We start from the raw sequence: 15,833 nt of genomic DNA on the forward strand, positions 1-15,833 counted from the left end.
GAGGACGTCCTCGATGGCCCGACCGACGCCCTGAAACTCGGGCTCGCCGGCGCGTTCCTTCGCGAGGAGTTCGCCCAGCGCCTCGACGCCGTGGGTCATGTGCCGCCCTTCGTCGGTGCTGATGAACTTGAATCCGTGGTTCAACAGCGGTAACGGGGCGTTTTGCGAGAGTTTATTGATCGCGTAGAAGCCGCCGCGGGCGAGCAGCCCCTCCACGATCATGTGGTAGACGGTCAGCGCCTTCGCGATATCGACGGGGTCCTGCGAGTGGGCCGCTCTGGCGGTCAGCTGCCCCTGCCGATCGAAGATCTCACCGAGCCCGGTCGCCTGCACGATCGGGATCCGAGCGCCGCCGCGTTTCGGATTCAGGTCGGCGAAGACGTCCTGTTCGCCCATCACCTCGTGCATGTAGACGTCGAGAAACTGCGTGTGCTTGTGTTCGGTCAGCGTGAACATCGTCATGTACATCTCCATCTCCTCGTTGTCGTCGAAACACGGCGCACCCATGATGCGCTGGAGGTGATGACTCGCGTCCTCGCCGACCGCGAACTCGCCGTCGAGAAAGCCCGATACCAGATACCGGATCTGCTTCCGTTCGACGGGCTCGAGCGAGTTCCAGATTTCGCGGTCCTCCTCGAAGCCGACCTCCTCAAAGAGCTTCTCGACGTTCCACGTGCCGAGTTCGACCCCCTTCTGGAAGAGGTCGTACCATTTGCTCTCCGTGTCGATTCGTTCCGCCCGGAACCCATCTGTTGTGGTAACTTGTGACACAAGTATAGGTCGGTAGTGTCGACAATGAGCGTACTCGTTCGAATAACTGGTCGTTCAAGTCAGACCGAGAATCCGCACCCGACCGGTCTCCTCAGAACAGGTACCGCGCGTCGGTCTCGCCGGCAACGTCACCCATCGCCCCCGCGGCGTCGCCGTAGTGGATGACCCGCGTCACGCTTCCCTCGAGCGCCATCTCGTTGGACATCACCGACTCGATGACGTCCGCGCCCTCGAGGAGGTCTGTCCAGGTCTCGTAGGGTGCCTCGAGTTCGAATCCCGGGTCGTGCGCCGACGGGTCTTCGACGAGTCGGGCCCGCCGACAGACGCCGTCTTCCAGTTCGAGGTGCGCGTGGACCCGCGAGTCGTCGACGACGTACGTCTCCAGTTGCGCGAGCAGCGAGTCGAGGTCGCCTCGGATCAGGTCCTCGAGCGCCGGCCAGGCGACGTCGGGAACGTCGGCGAGCGTCACTCCCGAGAGGGCTCGCCGGAAGCGCTCGCGATCGTCGTCACCCTCGGCGGACGCCAATCGCTCGTCGAAGGCGGGCGTCGCGGTCTCCCGCAGACGGTCGAACTCGTCGGTCTCGAGCGCGTCGATCCGGTCGTAGAGGTCGGCGGTCAGTTCGTCGGGGAGGTCCCCGAGCGCGGTCTCCTCGAGCGGGAGTCGCGTCAGGACGAACCGAAAGTCGCCGTTGAAATCGACGCCCCAGCCGTCGCTCTCGGCCGCGTACACGTCGTCCTCGTTGAGATTGGCGCGGTAACTCTCTAACCACTCTCTGGATGGAAACCAGTCAGTCATAGGTTCATGGACGGGATTCGTCGGTTTCAGCGTTCGTCCGCGAATCCGAGGCGATATATGTGCTATCGGTTCCCACGGGAACCGATCGACGGACGCGGAAGTCAGTGGGTGATAGTGACCGAAATCCGCCGAGCGGTTACCGCCGCAGTGAGCGGCTCATCTCGAGCGTTCCCCCGCTGGCTGATAAACCCCCTCGGATACGCGGAGCAATCACAACAGGCGTTCACACTGTGCACAGTTCTATATCGGGTCCGTCACGGCCCGGTGGCCACACATGAGCACGCAACGACTCCGACCGATCGAACAGTATTTTCCGACCAAACCGTGGCTCGAGGCGTATCGAGACGCGATCAACGAGAACGACGAGTACGCGGAGCACTCGGCAGGCTGGGGCGTCGACTTCGACGGCTCGTTCATCTTCCAGATCGAGGATGTCCCCCTCGAGAGCAACGCGATCGCCGACCTGCCGCCTGAAATCGTCGACGCGGTCGACGACGAACTCTCGGGGCTCTCCGAAAGCGAGATCGACACGATGCTCGAAGAAGCGCCCGCCGAGGCCCGCGAGCGCATCGAATCCCGTAGCGGGCCGCTCGAGGAACGCGTCACCGAGGAGGTCATGGAGACGACGATGGCGGAGATTCCCGACCGCACCTGGCCGGAGCTGCGGGCGGAACTCCCCGACCTCCTCGCCGAACTGATCACGCAACTCGAGGAGAACATCGCCGACAACGGCACCGTGTACTCGTATCTGGACCTCTACGACGGCGAGTGCCGGGAGGTAGACACGATCACCGACCTCGACGAGCGGGAGTACGGGTTCCGACTCGTCGGCGACTACGAGCAGTGGACGACGCTCGTCCGCGGCGAGGGCGGCGTCATCGACATGCTGATGTCCGGCGACTTCGAGATCGACGGCGACATGCAGAAGATCCTGCAGTACTCCGACGCGGCGGTCGACCTCGCCGATATTTCGGCCGACGTCGACTCTCGCTTCATCTTCTGATCCCACCCGACGGCGGACGGTCTGCCAGCCACCGATCGGTGGCGATTTCGCTCACGACCGCTCGTCGCTGCTTGCGACCGCTCGAGAACCGTGACCCGAGTCAGTACCCTCCGGTATCAGCGTCCGAGATCGGAGCGGAGCGTGTCACGAAACGCGTCGCGTACGCTCGTCTCGGATCGTGGCGAGCGGGTAGATCGATCAGTAGGGCAGTGTACTGCTCGATATCCTCCCAGAAGGCGGCGACCGTGAGTGCGTCATCTGTCCGTTTCTTCCGTCCGAGTCGGCCCTCGAAGCCGAGTATCGTCGGCGGGACTGCGACGAACGTCGCGAGTGCCGTTGCGAGGACGGCGGGGTGGAAATTTCGAAGACCATGCAGTGTAGGCACCCTCTCGCACGTAAGAAACTGTCGGAAATGTTGTAAGTATGCGTTCACCATACCACGGAACTAGCGTCACATAGTTCGCCGATCACCGGACGTGGAGACCGATCCTCGAGCCGTGGCTACTGCGACAGCACCGCGGCGGTTTTCAGGGAGTCCTCTCGGAAACGGCTGTTCAGTAGGCGCGTCGACATGTCAGCTCGTTCCGAGACGGTTGCCCGAAAAGTACCGTCGTGAGGTCTATTCTGTGGGACGGGGATGGCCACCACGCGTCTGTTGGACGGTGATGGCCGCCACGCGTCGTACAGATGCGATACCCACTGGTCGGCGTGCAATATCAGTATTCGAGGATCAACCCGTACACCAGCCCGAGCGTCCCGCCGTAGAGGGCCCACGCGACGACGCCGACGAGGCCGCCGACCGTGACGTTGGGAATGACCATCGGCACGCCCATCGCGACCGTCAACCAGATGGGCACCAGGAACAGGGAGAGGACCACGCCCACGACGATCCCGTAGCCGTTGCCGAGCGCGAGCGTCGTCGTCGTGAGTGCGGATCGCTTGAGCAGTGGAACGAGGATTTTCTGGAGCAGTTCGTTGCGACTCGAGAGCAGCATTACCTTCGAGACGAACGCGTCGATCGAACTCGAGACGAAGACGCTAAACGGCAGCGCGAACAGGACCCCGAGCGCGAACATCGTGAGCCAGCCGCCGTTCAGGGTCGGGACCCCGAAGATCGCGCCGACCCGCTTGATCGCGTCGGTATCGTACAACTGGATCACCAGCGCGGCCTGAAAGCCGCCGGCGAGCCCGCCCGCGACGGCGGCTTCGATCTCTCGAGCATCGACCTCGAGGGACTCGATCGTCTCGACGAGCGCGACGCGGGACGGCGGCTCGTCGGGGTCGGCGTTCGGGCCGGCGTCGGATCCGGTGCTGGCGTTAGAATCTGCCATATCGATGCGTATCCATTGGTCATCGGTGACGTCCCTCAGCCTTGTTCCGCGTATCCGCGGTAATTTATGTCGTCAGGCGTCGGTTGTCGGACATGCCATCTGAACTGAGTTTCTCGAATGAGGCACCAAAATCATTTACTATAGGATGTGGGCTGAAACCATATGAGCGAACTATTTGCACGAAGTCTCAGCGGCAAACCGATCGTCGGAATCGACGGCACCGACTACGGAACGCTCTATACCATCACGATGGATCCCGAATCCGGCTCCCTCCGCGACCTCGTCGTCGACGCTGGCAGACGGCCCTCGTCGGTGATCACCAGCCGATCTGACGACGACGGTCGACTGCGGATCCCCGTCAGCAACATTGAATCGGTGAACGATCAGATCGTCGTTCGATCCGACGACTGACACGGTCTGTTGTAACGATGTCCCGGAGCAACCGCAGGACGGTTCGCGGTTGCTCCGGAAATGACTTACAACGGTCCGTGTAGGGTCCGCGCGGCTCGCGGCATCGCAGCCGACGGGGCCGAGAAAACCGATCGAGACCGAGAAAACCGATCGGAACTGAAGCGCGAGCGAGCCGAACGGTCAGTAGGCGCTCATCCCGGTCAGCTCCTTGCCGACGATGAGCTTCTGGATTTCGGTGGTTCCGTCCGGGATCGTCATCACGCGGGCGTCCCGATAGTAGCGCTCCATGCGGTTCTCGAGATCCAGCCCCGACGCGCCGAGGACCTGCAGCGCGTCGCTGGTCGCCTCGATCGACTGTTCGCAGGCGTACCCTTTCGCGAGCGAGGAGAGGAGTCGAGCGTCCGGATCCCCGTCGACGAGCGCTTCGGCGGCGCTGCGGGAGAGGCCGCGCGAGGCCTCGATCGACGTCCGAACGTCGTAGAGCTTCTCCTGGACCAGCTGGTGCTGGCCGATCGGTTCGCCGAACGTCTCGCGCTCTTGGGCGTACGCCAGCGCGTCCTCGAACGCCGCCTGCATGATCCCGACGGCCATGTACGCCATCCCCGTTCGCATGAACGAGAACATGACGTTGAGCGGCTTGTACTCGAAGAACAGCTGGCTGACGTTCTCGGGGAACGGGACGATATCGTGGATGTCGTGGCCGTCGGCGATCGCGTCGCCGAAGATGGTCGAGAACCGGTTCTCGACCGGGATGCGCACGTCGTCGAAAACCATTCGACCGTTCGGGACGCCCTTCCAGCCGAGCTTGTTCATCTCCTCGGTCTCGAAGGAGGCGTTCGCCCGGTCGACCAGGAACATGTCCTGTGCGTCCTCGGACGCGTCGTGGGCGATGACGAGCGCGACGTCGGCGATCTGCGCGTTGCCGACCCACACCTTCTCGCCGTTGAGCACGAACTCCTCGCCGTCCTTTCGCGCGACGGTGTTCGGATGGGCCGTGTCGCTGCCGCCCTCGGGTTCGGTCACCGCGAGACAGCCGATACAGCGGTTCTCCTCGAGTTTCGGGAGCATGGCCTGCTGCGTCTCGTCGGCGGCGAAGCGGACGAACAGCGACGGGAACGACATCTGAAGCGCGACGTTCAGGCTCGGCCACACGCGGCTGATCTCCTCAGAGGCGATGACGAACCGCCAGACGTCGCCGAAGTACTGATCGACGGTGTCGGGGGTGAAGCCGATCCCGAGATCGTGCAGCCCGTCGAGATAGCCCACGAGGTCGTCGCGCGTCATCGGGCCGTTGCGATCCGCCTCGTCGACGATCGGTTCGATCTCGGACTCGAGGTACGTCCGGAGATCGTCGCGAAACGCCGTCTGGTCCTCGGTCAGACGCATTCTATGACTCCGCGGGGACCTGTTCGGACAGCGAGTTCATGATCGGCGCGAGGCGCGTCCCCTTCTGCACCGGCCCGTCCATCTGGTACTTCTGCTTCATGAAGCCCTGAATCGGATCGACGCTGCCGACGATGAGGCCGACGAGCGTGTCCGCCGGGCCGGTGATCTCGAGCATCGGGTCGTCGAGTTTGCCCGCGCCGCCGTGCATCGTCTGCGCGTCCTCGTCGACCTCGAGGTGGCCTTCCATCGGGCAGTCGTCGGCCTCGAAGTTGACGGTGATATCCTCGTTGATACTCTCGCGGACCTCGGGGGAGGTCTCGACGAGGACGTTCATGCCGGCCCAGAGCAGTTCCTGGAACTGATCGGCGGTGTCGGGGTTCTCGGAGACGAACGACGCGATGTCCATCGACTCCATCCGCTGAACCACGCGGCCGAACGTCTCGGGGTATTCGCGGACGAGTTCCTCGGTCTGACCCTCCATCTCGCCGAGCAGTGCCGGCAGGTCGTCTTCGAGTTCGTCGTTCGACTTCTCGAGCGATGCGTCGATCTCCTGAATGAGTTCGTCGTTCGTCATGGCTATCGGTTCGGGCCCGCCGGATGGGCGGGTCCCGCTACCTGTGAATAGGGAGCAACCGACGAACAGTGTGATCCGTGGAATACGCGGAGGTTTATATTCTATCCCGTGACGGTCGGCGAATCGGTCCCCGCTCGAGACGCGACTATCGACGGCGCACGGGAGTGACGAGCGCCGTCAAAACCGAGTCGAAAAGACCGCAACGGCGGGCACGCGTTGGCACGCGGAAACGCATCCTGAGCGACATCGATTCGCTCAGTCACGAGGGACGTGACTCGGACGGCAACGAACCGCAGTGCGTCTCGTCAGATCCGTTCGTGGTGGGACGGAGAGCAATCGGGACCCCGGTAACGGCGGGCTCTGACCGGCGTCTGCCGGCTCGAGGGCTGATCGCTTACCGAGCCGCATTCGGCAGTCTGAAACTGTATAGTTGCGACGGACACAGCAACTATATTCGAGACGGTAGTGAAGCCGTAGGGAGGGTATACCCGCCGAAAAGCACCGTTGTAGCACGCTCCGGAGTTCTATCTACCGGTGTGAATTTCAACGGCCGGCACAGGAAGGCGGTCCGCTGTTCGTACGTGATGTATAAAATGACTATATGCGATTCAGACAAACCACGGACCGAACCGAGGACGACTCGAGAAGCGTCGTAGACCGAGTGAGAGGACGATCGGAGGACCGAACCGAAGACGACTCGAGAAGCATGTTGGACCGGGCGAGAGGACGATCGAAAGAGCCAACTGCGGACGAGACGGGGAGCCGGTTCGATCGAGCCAGGGCGAAGTACGGACTCGGTGCGCTGCTCGTCGCCGCCGGGGTCGTGCTCTTCGTCTTCCCGGAACCGATCACGTCGTCCGCGGGCCTCGCACTGATCGCAGTAGGGGCCCTCATCTGGCTCGTCAGCTGACTCCGGTAGCCGAGCGCCGTCGGTCGACGAGGACGCCGGTCCTCGAATACGCTATTTATGGGCGTCGTCGGTCGTGGAGCGCGCGTCTGGAGAGGGGCGACCCCTCGGAGCGACCGCGGATGTCGAGCACGCTCGATCGACGGGCGGTCGAGAGCGGAGAGACCCGCTCGTATTCACACGCGGCGGAACGAGTCAGTCGGCAGCGCCCGCCGTGGCGCGTTCGCGAAGCGCCTCCTTGTCCGTCTTCTCGATGTCGGTCAGCGGAATCGACTCGACGAACGTCACCGTCGAGGGCATCGCGTGTTTCGGCACGTTCCCCTCGAGGTGATCGATCACGTCCGCCTCGGTCAGGTCGGCGTCCGGTTTCGGTTCGATGAAGATCCGGACCCGTTCGCTGCCCGGCCGCTCCGGATCGGGAACGCCGACCGTCGCGGGTCGTTTGACACCCTCGAGAGCGTACAGGACCTCGTCGACTTCTTCGGAGTAGACCTTCAACCCCGAGACGTTGATCATGTGCTTGACGCGGTCGACGACGTAGAACCGCCCCTCCGAATCGACTTTTGCAATGTCACCGGTGGCGACGTACCCCTCGTCGTCGAAGGGATCCCTGTCCTCGTCGAGGTATCCCTTCATCCGCTGGGGGCCGTTTACCAGCATCTCGCCCTCGAGCTCGTCGGCCGCGGCCGCCTCGAGCGGAACCTCCTCGCCGGTGTCGACGTCGCGGAGTTTGATGTCCGTGTCCGGGACGGGGATGCCGATGGTCGGCTGATCGAGGCCGTCGTCGTCCGACGAGCCGGTCAGAAACCCGTGGATGCCGTGGATGTTGAAGTGCGTGATCGGAGACATCTCGGAGAGCCCGTACCCCTGGGAGATGCCGCCGGACTCGCGCTCGAACTCCGATTTCGTCTCGCTCGCCAGGGGTGCGGAGCCGGAGATGCCGAGCACCTCCGCCGACAGCTCCTCGTCGACGAGTTCCATGAACTGGGTCGGAACCCCGAACATGATCAGCGGGTCGTGCGTCTCGACCAGTTCGCTCATCTGTGCCGTGTTCCGCGCGTCGGGAACGACCAGGAGGTCGAGCGCGAGCTCGAGCAGACTGTTGGTGATCGAGTAGCCGTACGAGTGATACATCGGCAGCGCCATCACCGCCGCCTCGCTCCCGCGCATCATCTCCGCCAGCTGGGACTGCGCGGCGACGCCCTGCAACGCGTTGGCCACGAGGTTTCGGTGGGTCAGCAGACACCCCTTCGGGAGGCCGGTCGTGCCGCCGGTGAACAGCAGCGTGTGAACGTCCGTCTCGACGTCGAAGTCGATATCCGGGGGCGCTCGCTCGGCCTCTTCGATGACCGCCGGCAGCCACTCGGCTCCGTCGACCGTCTCGTGGTCGGCCGGAGGGTCCGCCGAGTAATCCTTCAGCGACGTGAGAATGACGTCGTCCAGGTCGAGGTCGTCCGCGAGCGAGCGCACCAGCTCGAGGTGTTTGTCGTGGCCGATCAGGACTTCGGGGTCGCCCTGCTCGAGCCGGTAGGCGAGCGATTCCTCGGCGTCGAGGAAGTCGTTCGGAATGTGGACGCCGCCGGCCCGCGAGATGGCGTTCGAGGCGACGACGAACTGGACGGACGTCGGCAGGATCGTCGCGACCCTGCTCCCCTTCTCGACGCCGCGCTCGCGCAGCGCCGTCGCCAGTCGTTCGACGTCCGCGAGCACCTCAGGATAGGTGTACCGTTTGCCGTACTGGACGATCCCCTGTTCCGGGTAGTCGGCCGCGGCGTTCTCGAGGAATCGGTGGACCGGTTCGTCGGGATACGGCTCGAGCGTCTCGGGAATGCCGAACCGTTCGTACGCCGTCGACCAGAGTGTCGCGTCTCGGGACATTCGTTCTCGTTACCGGTCCTGATTCGCTAAAGGATACCCACTGCCATCCGGGGGAGTTGAAGGTCGACACCGGTGGACTCGCGGCTTCCGTGAGTGGGGTCGTCTACCGAATCAGTGGGCGAACCGTCTTCGATACGCCGGGGGCGGGCCCGGCATCGATATAAATGACCTGCGATCCGTCGAGCAATTTCCTTCGTCGTCGCCGATCACTCTCGGTGCATGGACTTCGGACTGGACGACAAGACCGCGCTCGTCACGGGGGCGGGCGGTCGGATCGGCAGCGTCGACTGCGAGGTACTCGCCGCGGAAGGCACCGACGTAGTCGCGCTGGACGTCGACATCGATGCCGCCGAAACGGTCGCCGACGATATCGAAGATGCGGGCGGGACGGCTCGCGCGCTCGAGTGCGACCTGACCGATCGCGACGCGGTCGCGGAGACGGTTTCGGCGATCGACGAGGACGTCGGCGGCATCGACGTGTTGATCAACAACGCGGGAATGGTCGACGCCCGCGACAGAGTCGAGGACTTCGACGACGACGTCTGGGATCGCGACGTCGCGGTCAATCTGACGGGGACCTACAACGTCACCCGCGCGGTCTACCCCGGGATGAAAGAGCGGGAGTGGGGGCGCATCATCAACATGTCCTCGGTCGCCGGCTGGCAGGGCGGCTTCGGTCAGGCCTCCTACAGCGCGACGAAGTCCGCGCTGATCGGCTTCGGCAAGACGCTCGCCCTCGAGGGAGCCCAGCACGGCATCACGAGCAACGTCGTCGCGCCGAGCATCGTCGTCGGCGCGCTCGCGGACCTGCCGATCGACCAGTTAGAGGGGGTCGACGAGCACTTCGCCCGGATCGCGAAGGCCACGCCGATGCGCCGCCTGGGACGGGAGGAAGACGTCGCCAACCTGATCGCGTATCTCTGCTCCGAACAGGCCGAATACATCACGGGGCAGGTCGTCGGTGTTACCGGCGGCGTCGACCTCTTCAGTTTCTAGCCGACCGCCGCTGCAGCGCCCGATTTCCGGCATCGATCGAACCGACGATCCCGCGAGATTGCGGCCGACGATCTCAGAATATTCCGGCCACCGATCTCGCGGATGGCCGAATCGGTCGCTATCGACGCTCGAGGCCGACTGCGACGGATCGTCAGGACGGCGTAACACAGCCGCCATCCCCGTCGCACTGCGGCGATCACACTCGCCGTCTCCGTCGCACCGCGCAGGTCGCAGCCGGTCTCCCCTCGGCTCGCGTCCCGATTCGCGCGACCGCGGCCGTCACGGAATGATCTGTGCGAGGATTTTCGACTCGATCTTTCGCAGGTGGCCGCCGACCGTTCCACCGGTGCAGCCGAGTTCGTTGCCGATATCCTCGTGCGTCACCGCTCGAGGCACGTTGTAGTAGCCCATATCGACGGCGGTCTGGAGGATCTCTTGTTGGCGCTCGGTGAGCTGGGAGAACAGGCGGTCCGTGTCCGGTTCGTACTCCCCCGTCTTGAGGAGCTTGAGCCTGATTCCGTCGGGAACGTCCGGAATGGCGTCCTGAAAGCTCCCGACGTCGCCGATCATCGTGACGCGCAACCCGCCGCGCCGCGTGAACTCGAGGGGCGTATCGAAGATGAACTCGAACTCTTTGAGCATGCTCAGCAGGCCGACGAGCCTGCTGTGAGCCTCGACGTGGATGTAGGCGTGAATCTCGTCGTCGACGCCCGAGAGCTGATACTTGCGCACCATCGGCGAGTCCGCCAGAATCGACTCGAGGGCGTCCCGATCGCCCGCGAATTGATAGATCGTGACGATCGTCTCGTCGGCGAGGAGGTTGACGTTGTGAAGGAGTTCGCGCGAGACCTCGGGATGGTCCGCGATCCGCTTATCGACAGGATGCAACCCCTCGTCGTCAGGGATGATAATGCATTTTGCGTATCTCATCGCACGACCGCCACCACAATGTGAACATACTTCTTGCTACCGTTTACCAATGGAAATGCGAAGCGAGTCCGACAGCGGTCGGCCGGTCCGTACGCCGAGACGACCGTCAGTCGCCAATATCTGCGCTCCGTTCCGGCTCGTCGACGGACCGATGGCGACGATATCGGAGCCACTACTCGGGGAGTTCGGCGGTGAAGTTGCCGTGGACTGCGATTCCGCGCTCGATGATCTCGTACTGGTGATAGAGCGTCACACCCTGATCGACGGACGATTCGCTCTTGAGGCCGAGCGCGGCCGCGATCCTGAGGAGGGGCGTGACGGCCAGTGAGAGCAACCACTGGCGTCGCGACGACGGAATGATCTGCTCGTAGTGGTCCTCGAACGTCACATCCGTGAATCCGACCTCCTCGAGGGCCTCCCGGAACTCGCTGATGTGCGCGAAGTCGGGAACGGCCCATCCGTCGAGGACCGTTCGCAGCTTCTCCGCCTCCGGGTCGGTCAGCGCGGTTCGGCTCCTGAAGCCGTCGGATATCATGAGACGGCCGCCCGGCGCGAGGACGCGGCGAATCTCCTCGAGGACCCGTTCCTTGTGCTCCGAGTGACAGACCGTTTCGATGCCGGAGACCGCGTCGAACGTCCCGTCGGGGTACGGAATGTCGTGGTAGTCCCCGACGCTGAACTCGGTCGACTGGGCAACCCCGCGCTCGCGGGCGTTCGCCCGGGCTTCGCTGACGTGCAGCGGATCGATGTCGATACCGTGGACGTCGGCCCCGTGTTCGGCCGCGACGTGCGTCGGGAACCCGCCGCGTCCCGTCCCGATATCCAACACCGTGTCCGCCTCGTCGACCTCGAGCGTGTCGGCATAGACCCGGTTGGAGTTCACCATGGCTTCTCGGTGAGTCGTGGATTCGTCGTCGTAAAAGCCGTAGTGGAGGTTGGCGGTACTCCAGAAGACGCGATACTCCCACGCGGTCTCGTTGTAGAAGTCGACGATTTCGTCGGCGTCGAACCGTTGCGTTTGCATGCTCTGAGGCGGACCGTTCCGTCCAATAGTCTTTCTCCCGCGTTTCCACGTCTATTTATACCATCTCACTCACGAACGGTGTCACTCGCTTCTCTCTCGGCTCGTCGAGACCACAACAAAGAGCGGAAACGCGATGGATATGTTCTCAAATATATAATACTTGTGGCCGAATCCTGTATAAACTCCCCCGCATACAAGGAGGTAAAATGATTACAAATCGTGTTGGGTGTGTACTTGTGCCATTCACAATGCAACACCGACTCGACCGATTATCGGACGATTCGGGCCCTATCTCGGCGAACTGTCACGATGCTGCGGAAATACTGATCGATAAAAGGGTGTAATATGTACAATAAAAAGCGACTATTGGGCGGAACCGGTGCATCGTTCTTGGTCGTCGCGCTCGTGGGAATGATCGTCCTGTCGTCGGGGACGGCCTACGCTGCGCCACTGGCGAGCGGCAGCGGGTTCACCGTCGAGGCCGACGAGATCAGATCCGACGAGTTCCTCCTCTACCCCAGCGCCGGTGAAAACGATCAAGGAGAGACGCCGGTCGTGGTCGTCGAGCAACGCGGCGTCGAAATCGACGGACTGGTGCTGACGAGAGAGCAGGAAGTACCCATGATGGACGGGACGATGGAGATCTCGTTCACCGCCGACGAGACGGTCACGGCGGACGAGCAGTACATCAAACTCACCGGGCTGGAAGCGGAGAACGCTGAGTTCAACGGCCAGGTCATCGACGCCCAGTCCAGCAACGATCCGGAACAGCAGTTCCAACAGACGGCGGGTGAGAACGCCAATCCCGAAGAAGGGCGGCTCACTGACATCAACGGAGAAGGACCCGGAATGGTGCAAGAAGACGTCAAAATCGACATGGTGTACCTCGCCTCGAACGAGATCACCCTCCCCGGCCTCGACGTCGGCGTGGATTACAACGCCGGTGGCTCTGACGGAGCCAACAACTCGAGCGGGTGATACCGATGGCAACTCAAAACAGCCAGAACGACTCCGAAACCGATCCCAACCGATTTGAGAGTCGGTGGAAGCGGGGAACCGGGTGGATCGGGAGCCGATGGAACCGGTTCAACGACTGGCGGACGCGACGCCCGTTCATGGGCGGCGTCCTGCTCTGTCTGGCCGGGATTCTCATCACCTGGGTGCCGATGCAGATACTGCCCGATCTCATCTTCATCGGCGGAGAGATGGCGGGCTTTCTCACCGTCGGTGCCCTGATCGGCGTGTTCGTCTTCCTGACGGGCGTGTACGCGCTGTACAGACCGTCGAAATCCCACGAGATCGGCGTTATCGGTGTCGTTCTGTCGATCTTCTCACTGTTCGGTTCGCTCGGTGGGCTGTTCCTGGGGATGCTTCTGGGCATCCTCGGCGGCAACCTCTGTATCGCGTGGAAACCCCGCGACGACGTTACCGACGAATCCCTGGCGGAACCAAGCAAGGTCGACCGAGCCATCGCGCGATTGCGAGATCGAGTCGAACGTGTCGTCGAGAAAGCGAACGCACGGCTCCGCGAGAGCGCCGAAACCAACACCCAACGGAGTGCCGACGAATGACACCGGCACGAGCGACGACACGACCACGAACGCGGCCGGTGGATTGGCCCGATACATGAGCCGAGTCCGTACGCTCGTCGTCGTCGTGCTGGTCGTCGTCGGGAGTACCGCGACCGGAATCGGTGCGCTCCCGGCGGCCGCGCAGGAAGACGACAGCCTCTCCACGGTCGAACTCGGCGTGATCGACGGTGCCACCGTCTGCGTCCGGCAACTCTCGTCGGATACCAATCAACTGGTTGTCCAGAACGACGCGTACGAGGACATCACCATCTATCTCGACGGGAACAGACGGGTCGATCTCGAGCAGACGCAACCGGAGGCGACCATCGTGTTGCAGACCGACCGGCAAAACGAGGGGATAAACAACCTCTCCGAGGTCGGCGAGTGCGTCACCGCCGACCGGAGCAACGTCGTCGTCAACGCTCGCTCGATCACCGTGCGGGGACTCTCGACCAGCGGCTATTCGGTCGAAACGGGCTCGAGCACGGATATCCCCGAGCCTGCGATATTCGACGTGCCCGCCAACGAGAGCGCATCCGCTACCGAGAGCGACGGGGCGAACGACGAAACCGACGGGACGCCGGACGAGGATGAGACCGACGACTTCGAAAACTGGCCGGACGGAGCGGACAGCTCCGATGAGACGTCGGACGACACTGGAAACGAGTCGACCGAGACTGACGGACAGAATGACGATGCCGTGACCGAACCGGTCGACGAACCCGATGATCCCCTCGATGAGACCACCGGACCGGTCGACGACTCACTCGACCGGACCGAAGAGAGGGTCAACGACACCATCGACCACACCGAGGAGACAGTCACCGACACCGACGGAACGGTCGAAGACACTGCCGATCACACTGAAGGAACAGTCGAAGACACTACCGATCACACTGAAGGAACAGTCGAAGACACTACCGATCACACTGAAGGAACAGTCGAAGACACTACCGATCACACTGAAGGAACGGTCAACGAGACGGTTGACCACGTCGGGGATACCACCGAAGACGTGACGGAGACGGTCACCAACGAACCGAACGAGACGGACGAACAGCTCGTCGAATCGACCGAAGAAACGGTTAATCATACGGCGGAGGCCGTCAACGAAACTGGTGATCAGGTCGAGGAAACGGCCAACGAAACCGGTGATCAGGTCGAGGAAACGACCAACGAAACCGGTGACCAAGTCGAGGAAACGACCAACGAAACCGGTGATCAGGTCGAAGAAACGACCAATGAAACCGGTGACCACATTGAGAAAACGGCCGAAGAGACGACGGAGCCGCTGAGCTAGTAATGCCAGACGCACGCAATCGGCACGCCGTTCAGAAACGTGGTGAGAGCGAGAGATGAGTGAATACGAGACGCTCGGCGTCGAAGCGGACGAACTATCGATCGAGGCGATCGACACGTGGATCATCGTCGGCGCCGCCACCGCCGGCATTCTCGTCAATCTCACCGGGCTGATGGTCCCGCTGCTCACTCGTATCGGCGGCGGTGTCGTCGCCGGATTCATCGCCGCGTACGCCGTCGGTCGGATCGTCTCCGGCATCGGTCACGCGGTGATCGCGAGCGCGGTCGTCGGCGGCGTCGCGGGAACGGTGACGGCGTTCCTCGGAACGCTTCTCGGACTGTACAACGAACCGCCGCTGCTGGTACTCAAGTCAATCGGCCCGATCAGTCCGATGCTCACGGGACTCGGACTGCCGAGCGTCGTTCTGATCGTGCTCGCCTTCTCGGTGCTGACCGCCATCGACGGGTTCATCGGCGGACTGGTCGGAAGCGGTCTGCGGGCGCTTCTCCCGTGGTGAGCTGTGGCGCAACGCCGCTGCCGCTCGTCTCCCTCTCCCGGAACTGGACGATAGTAGCCACTGACAGTCACTGCACACCACTCGCACGATGGCGTTGCCAGCAGCGTGTCATTCGTTTCAGCGGCTACTAGAGGCAACCCGCCCGACGGTGACGAAGAACGGGACCGTTTCCGCGCGGCGATACTCCTTCGCACCCATCTGCTCGACGACGGTTCGCCCCATCTCCCGCCACGAACTGCGGAGGTCGTCGTACTCCGACTCGGTCACCGCCCCCGAGAGGATGGTCTCCCGGTCGTCAGCCAGCCCGTCACCGGTCGCCTTCCGGCGGGCCGCCGTCAGCGCGCCGTCGCTGTACGGCGGTTCGACCGTTCGAACGTGGTCGTACCGGCGAGTTGCGAGCACCTCGAGTCCCGCCGTCTCGAACGCGTCGCGAGCGCC

The 15,833-nt window shown here is 63.1% G+C and carries 17 protein-coding genes and 1 pseudogene; 8 read left to right on the forward strand and 10 right to left on the reverse strand.

Going from position 1 to position 15,833, the window contains the following annotated elements; genetic code table 11:
- Together PGX04_RS12740 and PGX04_RS12745 are read right to left on the reverse strand one after the other, a co-directional pair.
- Nucleotides 1–771: ribonucleotide-diphosphate reductase subunit beta (locus PGX04_RS12740; protein ID WP_273738844.1), on the reverse strand; the 771-nt coding region annotated here is incomplete at its 3' end.
- Nucleotides 772–862: 91 nt separating this feature from the next.
- Entirely contained in the window at nt 863–1,567 is a 705-nt protein-coding gene (locus PGX04_RS12745; protein ID WP_273738845.1) for a sterol carrier protein, read from the reverse strand.
- A gap of 274 nt (nt 1,568–1,841) precedes the next feature.
- On the opposite strand from PGX04_RS12745, the gene PGX04_RS12750 reads away from it, so the two are divergent.
- Nucleotides 1,842–2,570, forward strand: a complete 729-nt coding sequence (locus tag PGX04_RS12750) for an SCP2 sterol-binding domain-containing protein (RefSeq protein WP_273738846.1) — start codon at nt 1,842–1,844, stop codon at nt 2,568–2,570.
- 100 nt (nt 2,571–2,670) lie between these two features.
- Here PGX04_RS12750 and PGX04_RS12755 read toward each other — a convergent pair whose 3' ends face one another.
- Nucleotides 2,671–2,955: a hypothetical protein gene (locus tag PGX04_RS12755; RefSeq protein WP_273738847.1), complete on the reverse strand. Its 285-nt coding sequence runs from the start codon at nt 2,953–2,955 to the stop codon at nt 2,671–2,673.
- 331 nt (nt 2,956–3,286) lie between these two features.
- On the reverse strand, nt 3,287–3,901 hold the full coding sequence (locus PGX04_RS12760; protein ID WP_273738848.1) for a hypothetical protein: 615 nt from the start codon (nt 3,899–3,901) through the stop codon (nt 3,287–3,289).
- Nucleotides 3,902–4,063: 162 nt separating this feature from the next.
- On the opposite strand from PGX04_RS12760, the gene PGX04_RS12765 reads away from it, so the two are divergent.
- A complete protein-coding gene (locus PGX04_RS12765) occupies nt 4,064–4,312 on the forward strand; it encodes a PRC-barrel domain-containing protein (RefSeq protein ID WP_273738849.1) in 249 nt (82 codons plus the stop codon).
- A gap of 180 nt (nt 4,313–4,492) precedes the next feature.
- On the opposite strand, the gene PGX04_RS12770 is transcribed toward PGX04_RS12765, so the two are convergent.
- Both PGX04_RS12770 and PGX04_RS12775 read right to left on the reverse strand, forming a co-directional pair.
- The gene (locus tag PGX04_RS12770) at nt 4,493–5,698 is read right to left on the reverse strand and encodes an acyl-CoA dehydrogenase family protein (protein WP_273738850.1); all 1,206 of its coding nucleotides are present in this window, start codon (nt 5,696–5,698) and stop codon (nt 4,493–4,495) included.
- Between the two features lies 1 nt (nt 5,699).
- Nucleotides 5,700–6,272, reverse strand: coding sequence for an SCP2 sterol-binding domain-containing protein (locus tag PGX04_RS12775; protein WP_273738852.1), 573 nt, complete (start codon nt 6,270–6,272; stop codon nt 5,700–5,702).
- A gap of 601 nt (nt 6,273–6,873) precedes the next feature.
- On the opposite strand from PGX04_RS12775, the gene PGX04_RS12780 reads away from it, so the two are divergent.
- Entirely contained in the window at nt 6,874–7,182 is a 309-nt protein-coding gene (locus PGX04_RS12780) for a hypothetical protein (RefSeq protein ID WP_273738853.1), read from the forward strand.
- A gap of 192 nt (nt 7,183–7,374) precedes the next feature.
- On the opposite strand, the gene PGX04_RS12785 is transcribed toward PGX04_RS12780, so the two are convergent.
- Nucleotides 7,375–9,057: an AMP-binding protein gene (locus tag PGX04_RS12785; protein WP_273738854.1), complete on the reverse strand. Its 1,683-nt coding sequence runs from the start codon at nt 9,055–9,057 to the stop codon at nt 7,375–7,377.
- 219 nt (nt 9,058–9,276) lie between these two features.
- On the opposite strand from PGX04_RS12785, the gene PGX04_RS12790 reads away from it, so the two are divergent.
- On the forward strand, nt 9,277–10,053 hold the full coding sequence (locus PGX04_RS12790) for an SDR family NAD(P)-dependent oxidoreductase (protein WP_273738855.1): 777 nt from the start codon (nt 9,277–9,279) through the stop codon (nt 10,051–10,053).
- A gap of 279 nt (nt 10,054–10,332) precedes the next feature.
- Here the strand turns inward: PGX04_RS12790 and PGX04_RS12795 are convergent, their stop codons facing one another.
- Both PGX04_RS12795 and PGX04_RS12800 read right to left on the reverse strand, forming a co-directional pair.
- A complete protein-coding gene (locus tag PGX04_RS12795; protein ID WP_273738856.1) occupies nt 10,333–10,983 on the reverse strand; it encodes a helix-turn-helix domain-containing protein in 651 nt (216 codons plus the stop codon).
- A gap of 172 nt (nt 10,984–11,155) precedes the next feature.
- Nucleotides 11,156–12,007 (reverse strand): SAM-dependent methyltransferase, encoded by an 852-nt coding sequence (locus PGX04_RS12800; RefSeq protein WP_273738857.1) that lies wholly within the window; start codon nt 12,005–12,007, stop codon nt 11,156–11,158.
- 345 nt (nt 12,008–12,352) lie between these two features.
- Between PGX04_RS12800 and PGX04_RS12805 the strand changes: the two genes are divergently transcribed.
- Genes PGX04_RS12805 through PGX04_RS12820 form a run of 4 tightly spaced genes read left to right on the forward strand, consistent with a single transcriptional unit; the run spans nt 12,353 to nt 15,395 of the window.
- Nucleotides 12,353–12,985 (forward strand): DUF6230 family protein, encoded by a 633-nt coding sequence (locus tag PGX04_RS12805; RefSeq protein WP_273738858.1) that lies wholly within the window; start codon nt 12,353–12,355, stop codon nt 12,983–12,985.
- 5 nt (nt 12,986–12,990) lie between these two features.
- Complete coding sequence (locus PGX04_RS12810) at nt 12,991–13,578, forward strand: DUF6114 domain-containing protein (RefSeq protein ID WP_273738859.1); 588 nt, start codon at nt 12,991–12,993, stop codon at nt 13,576–13,578.
- Nucleotides 13,579–13,633: 55 nt separating this feature from the next.
- Nucleotides 13,634–14,878: a putative sodium/potassium/calcium exchanger gene (locus tag PGX04_RS12815; RefSeq protein ID WP_273738860.1), complete on the forward strand. Its 1,245-nt coding sequence runs from the start codon at nt 13,634–13,636 to the stop codon at nt 14,876–14,878.
- Between the two features lie 55 nt (nt 14,879–14,933).
- Nucleotides 14,934–15,395: a hypothetical protein gene (locus tag PGX04_RS12820; RefSeq protein WP_273738861.1), complete on the forward strand. Its 462-nt coding sequence runs from the start codon at nt 14,934–14,936 to the stop codon at nt 15,393–15,395.
- 117 nt (nt 15,396–15,512) lie between these two features.
- On the opposite strand, the pseudogene PGX04_RS12825 reads toward PGX04_RS12820, so the two are convergent.
- Nucleotides 15,513–15,833 (reverse strand): annotated as a pseudogene (locus PGX04_RS12825) (class I SAM-dependent methyltransferase); the annotation flags it as partial.

It is taken from the genome of Natrinema soli, from assembly GCF_028618695.1.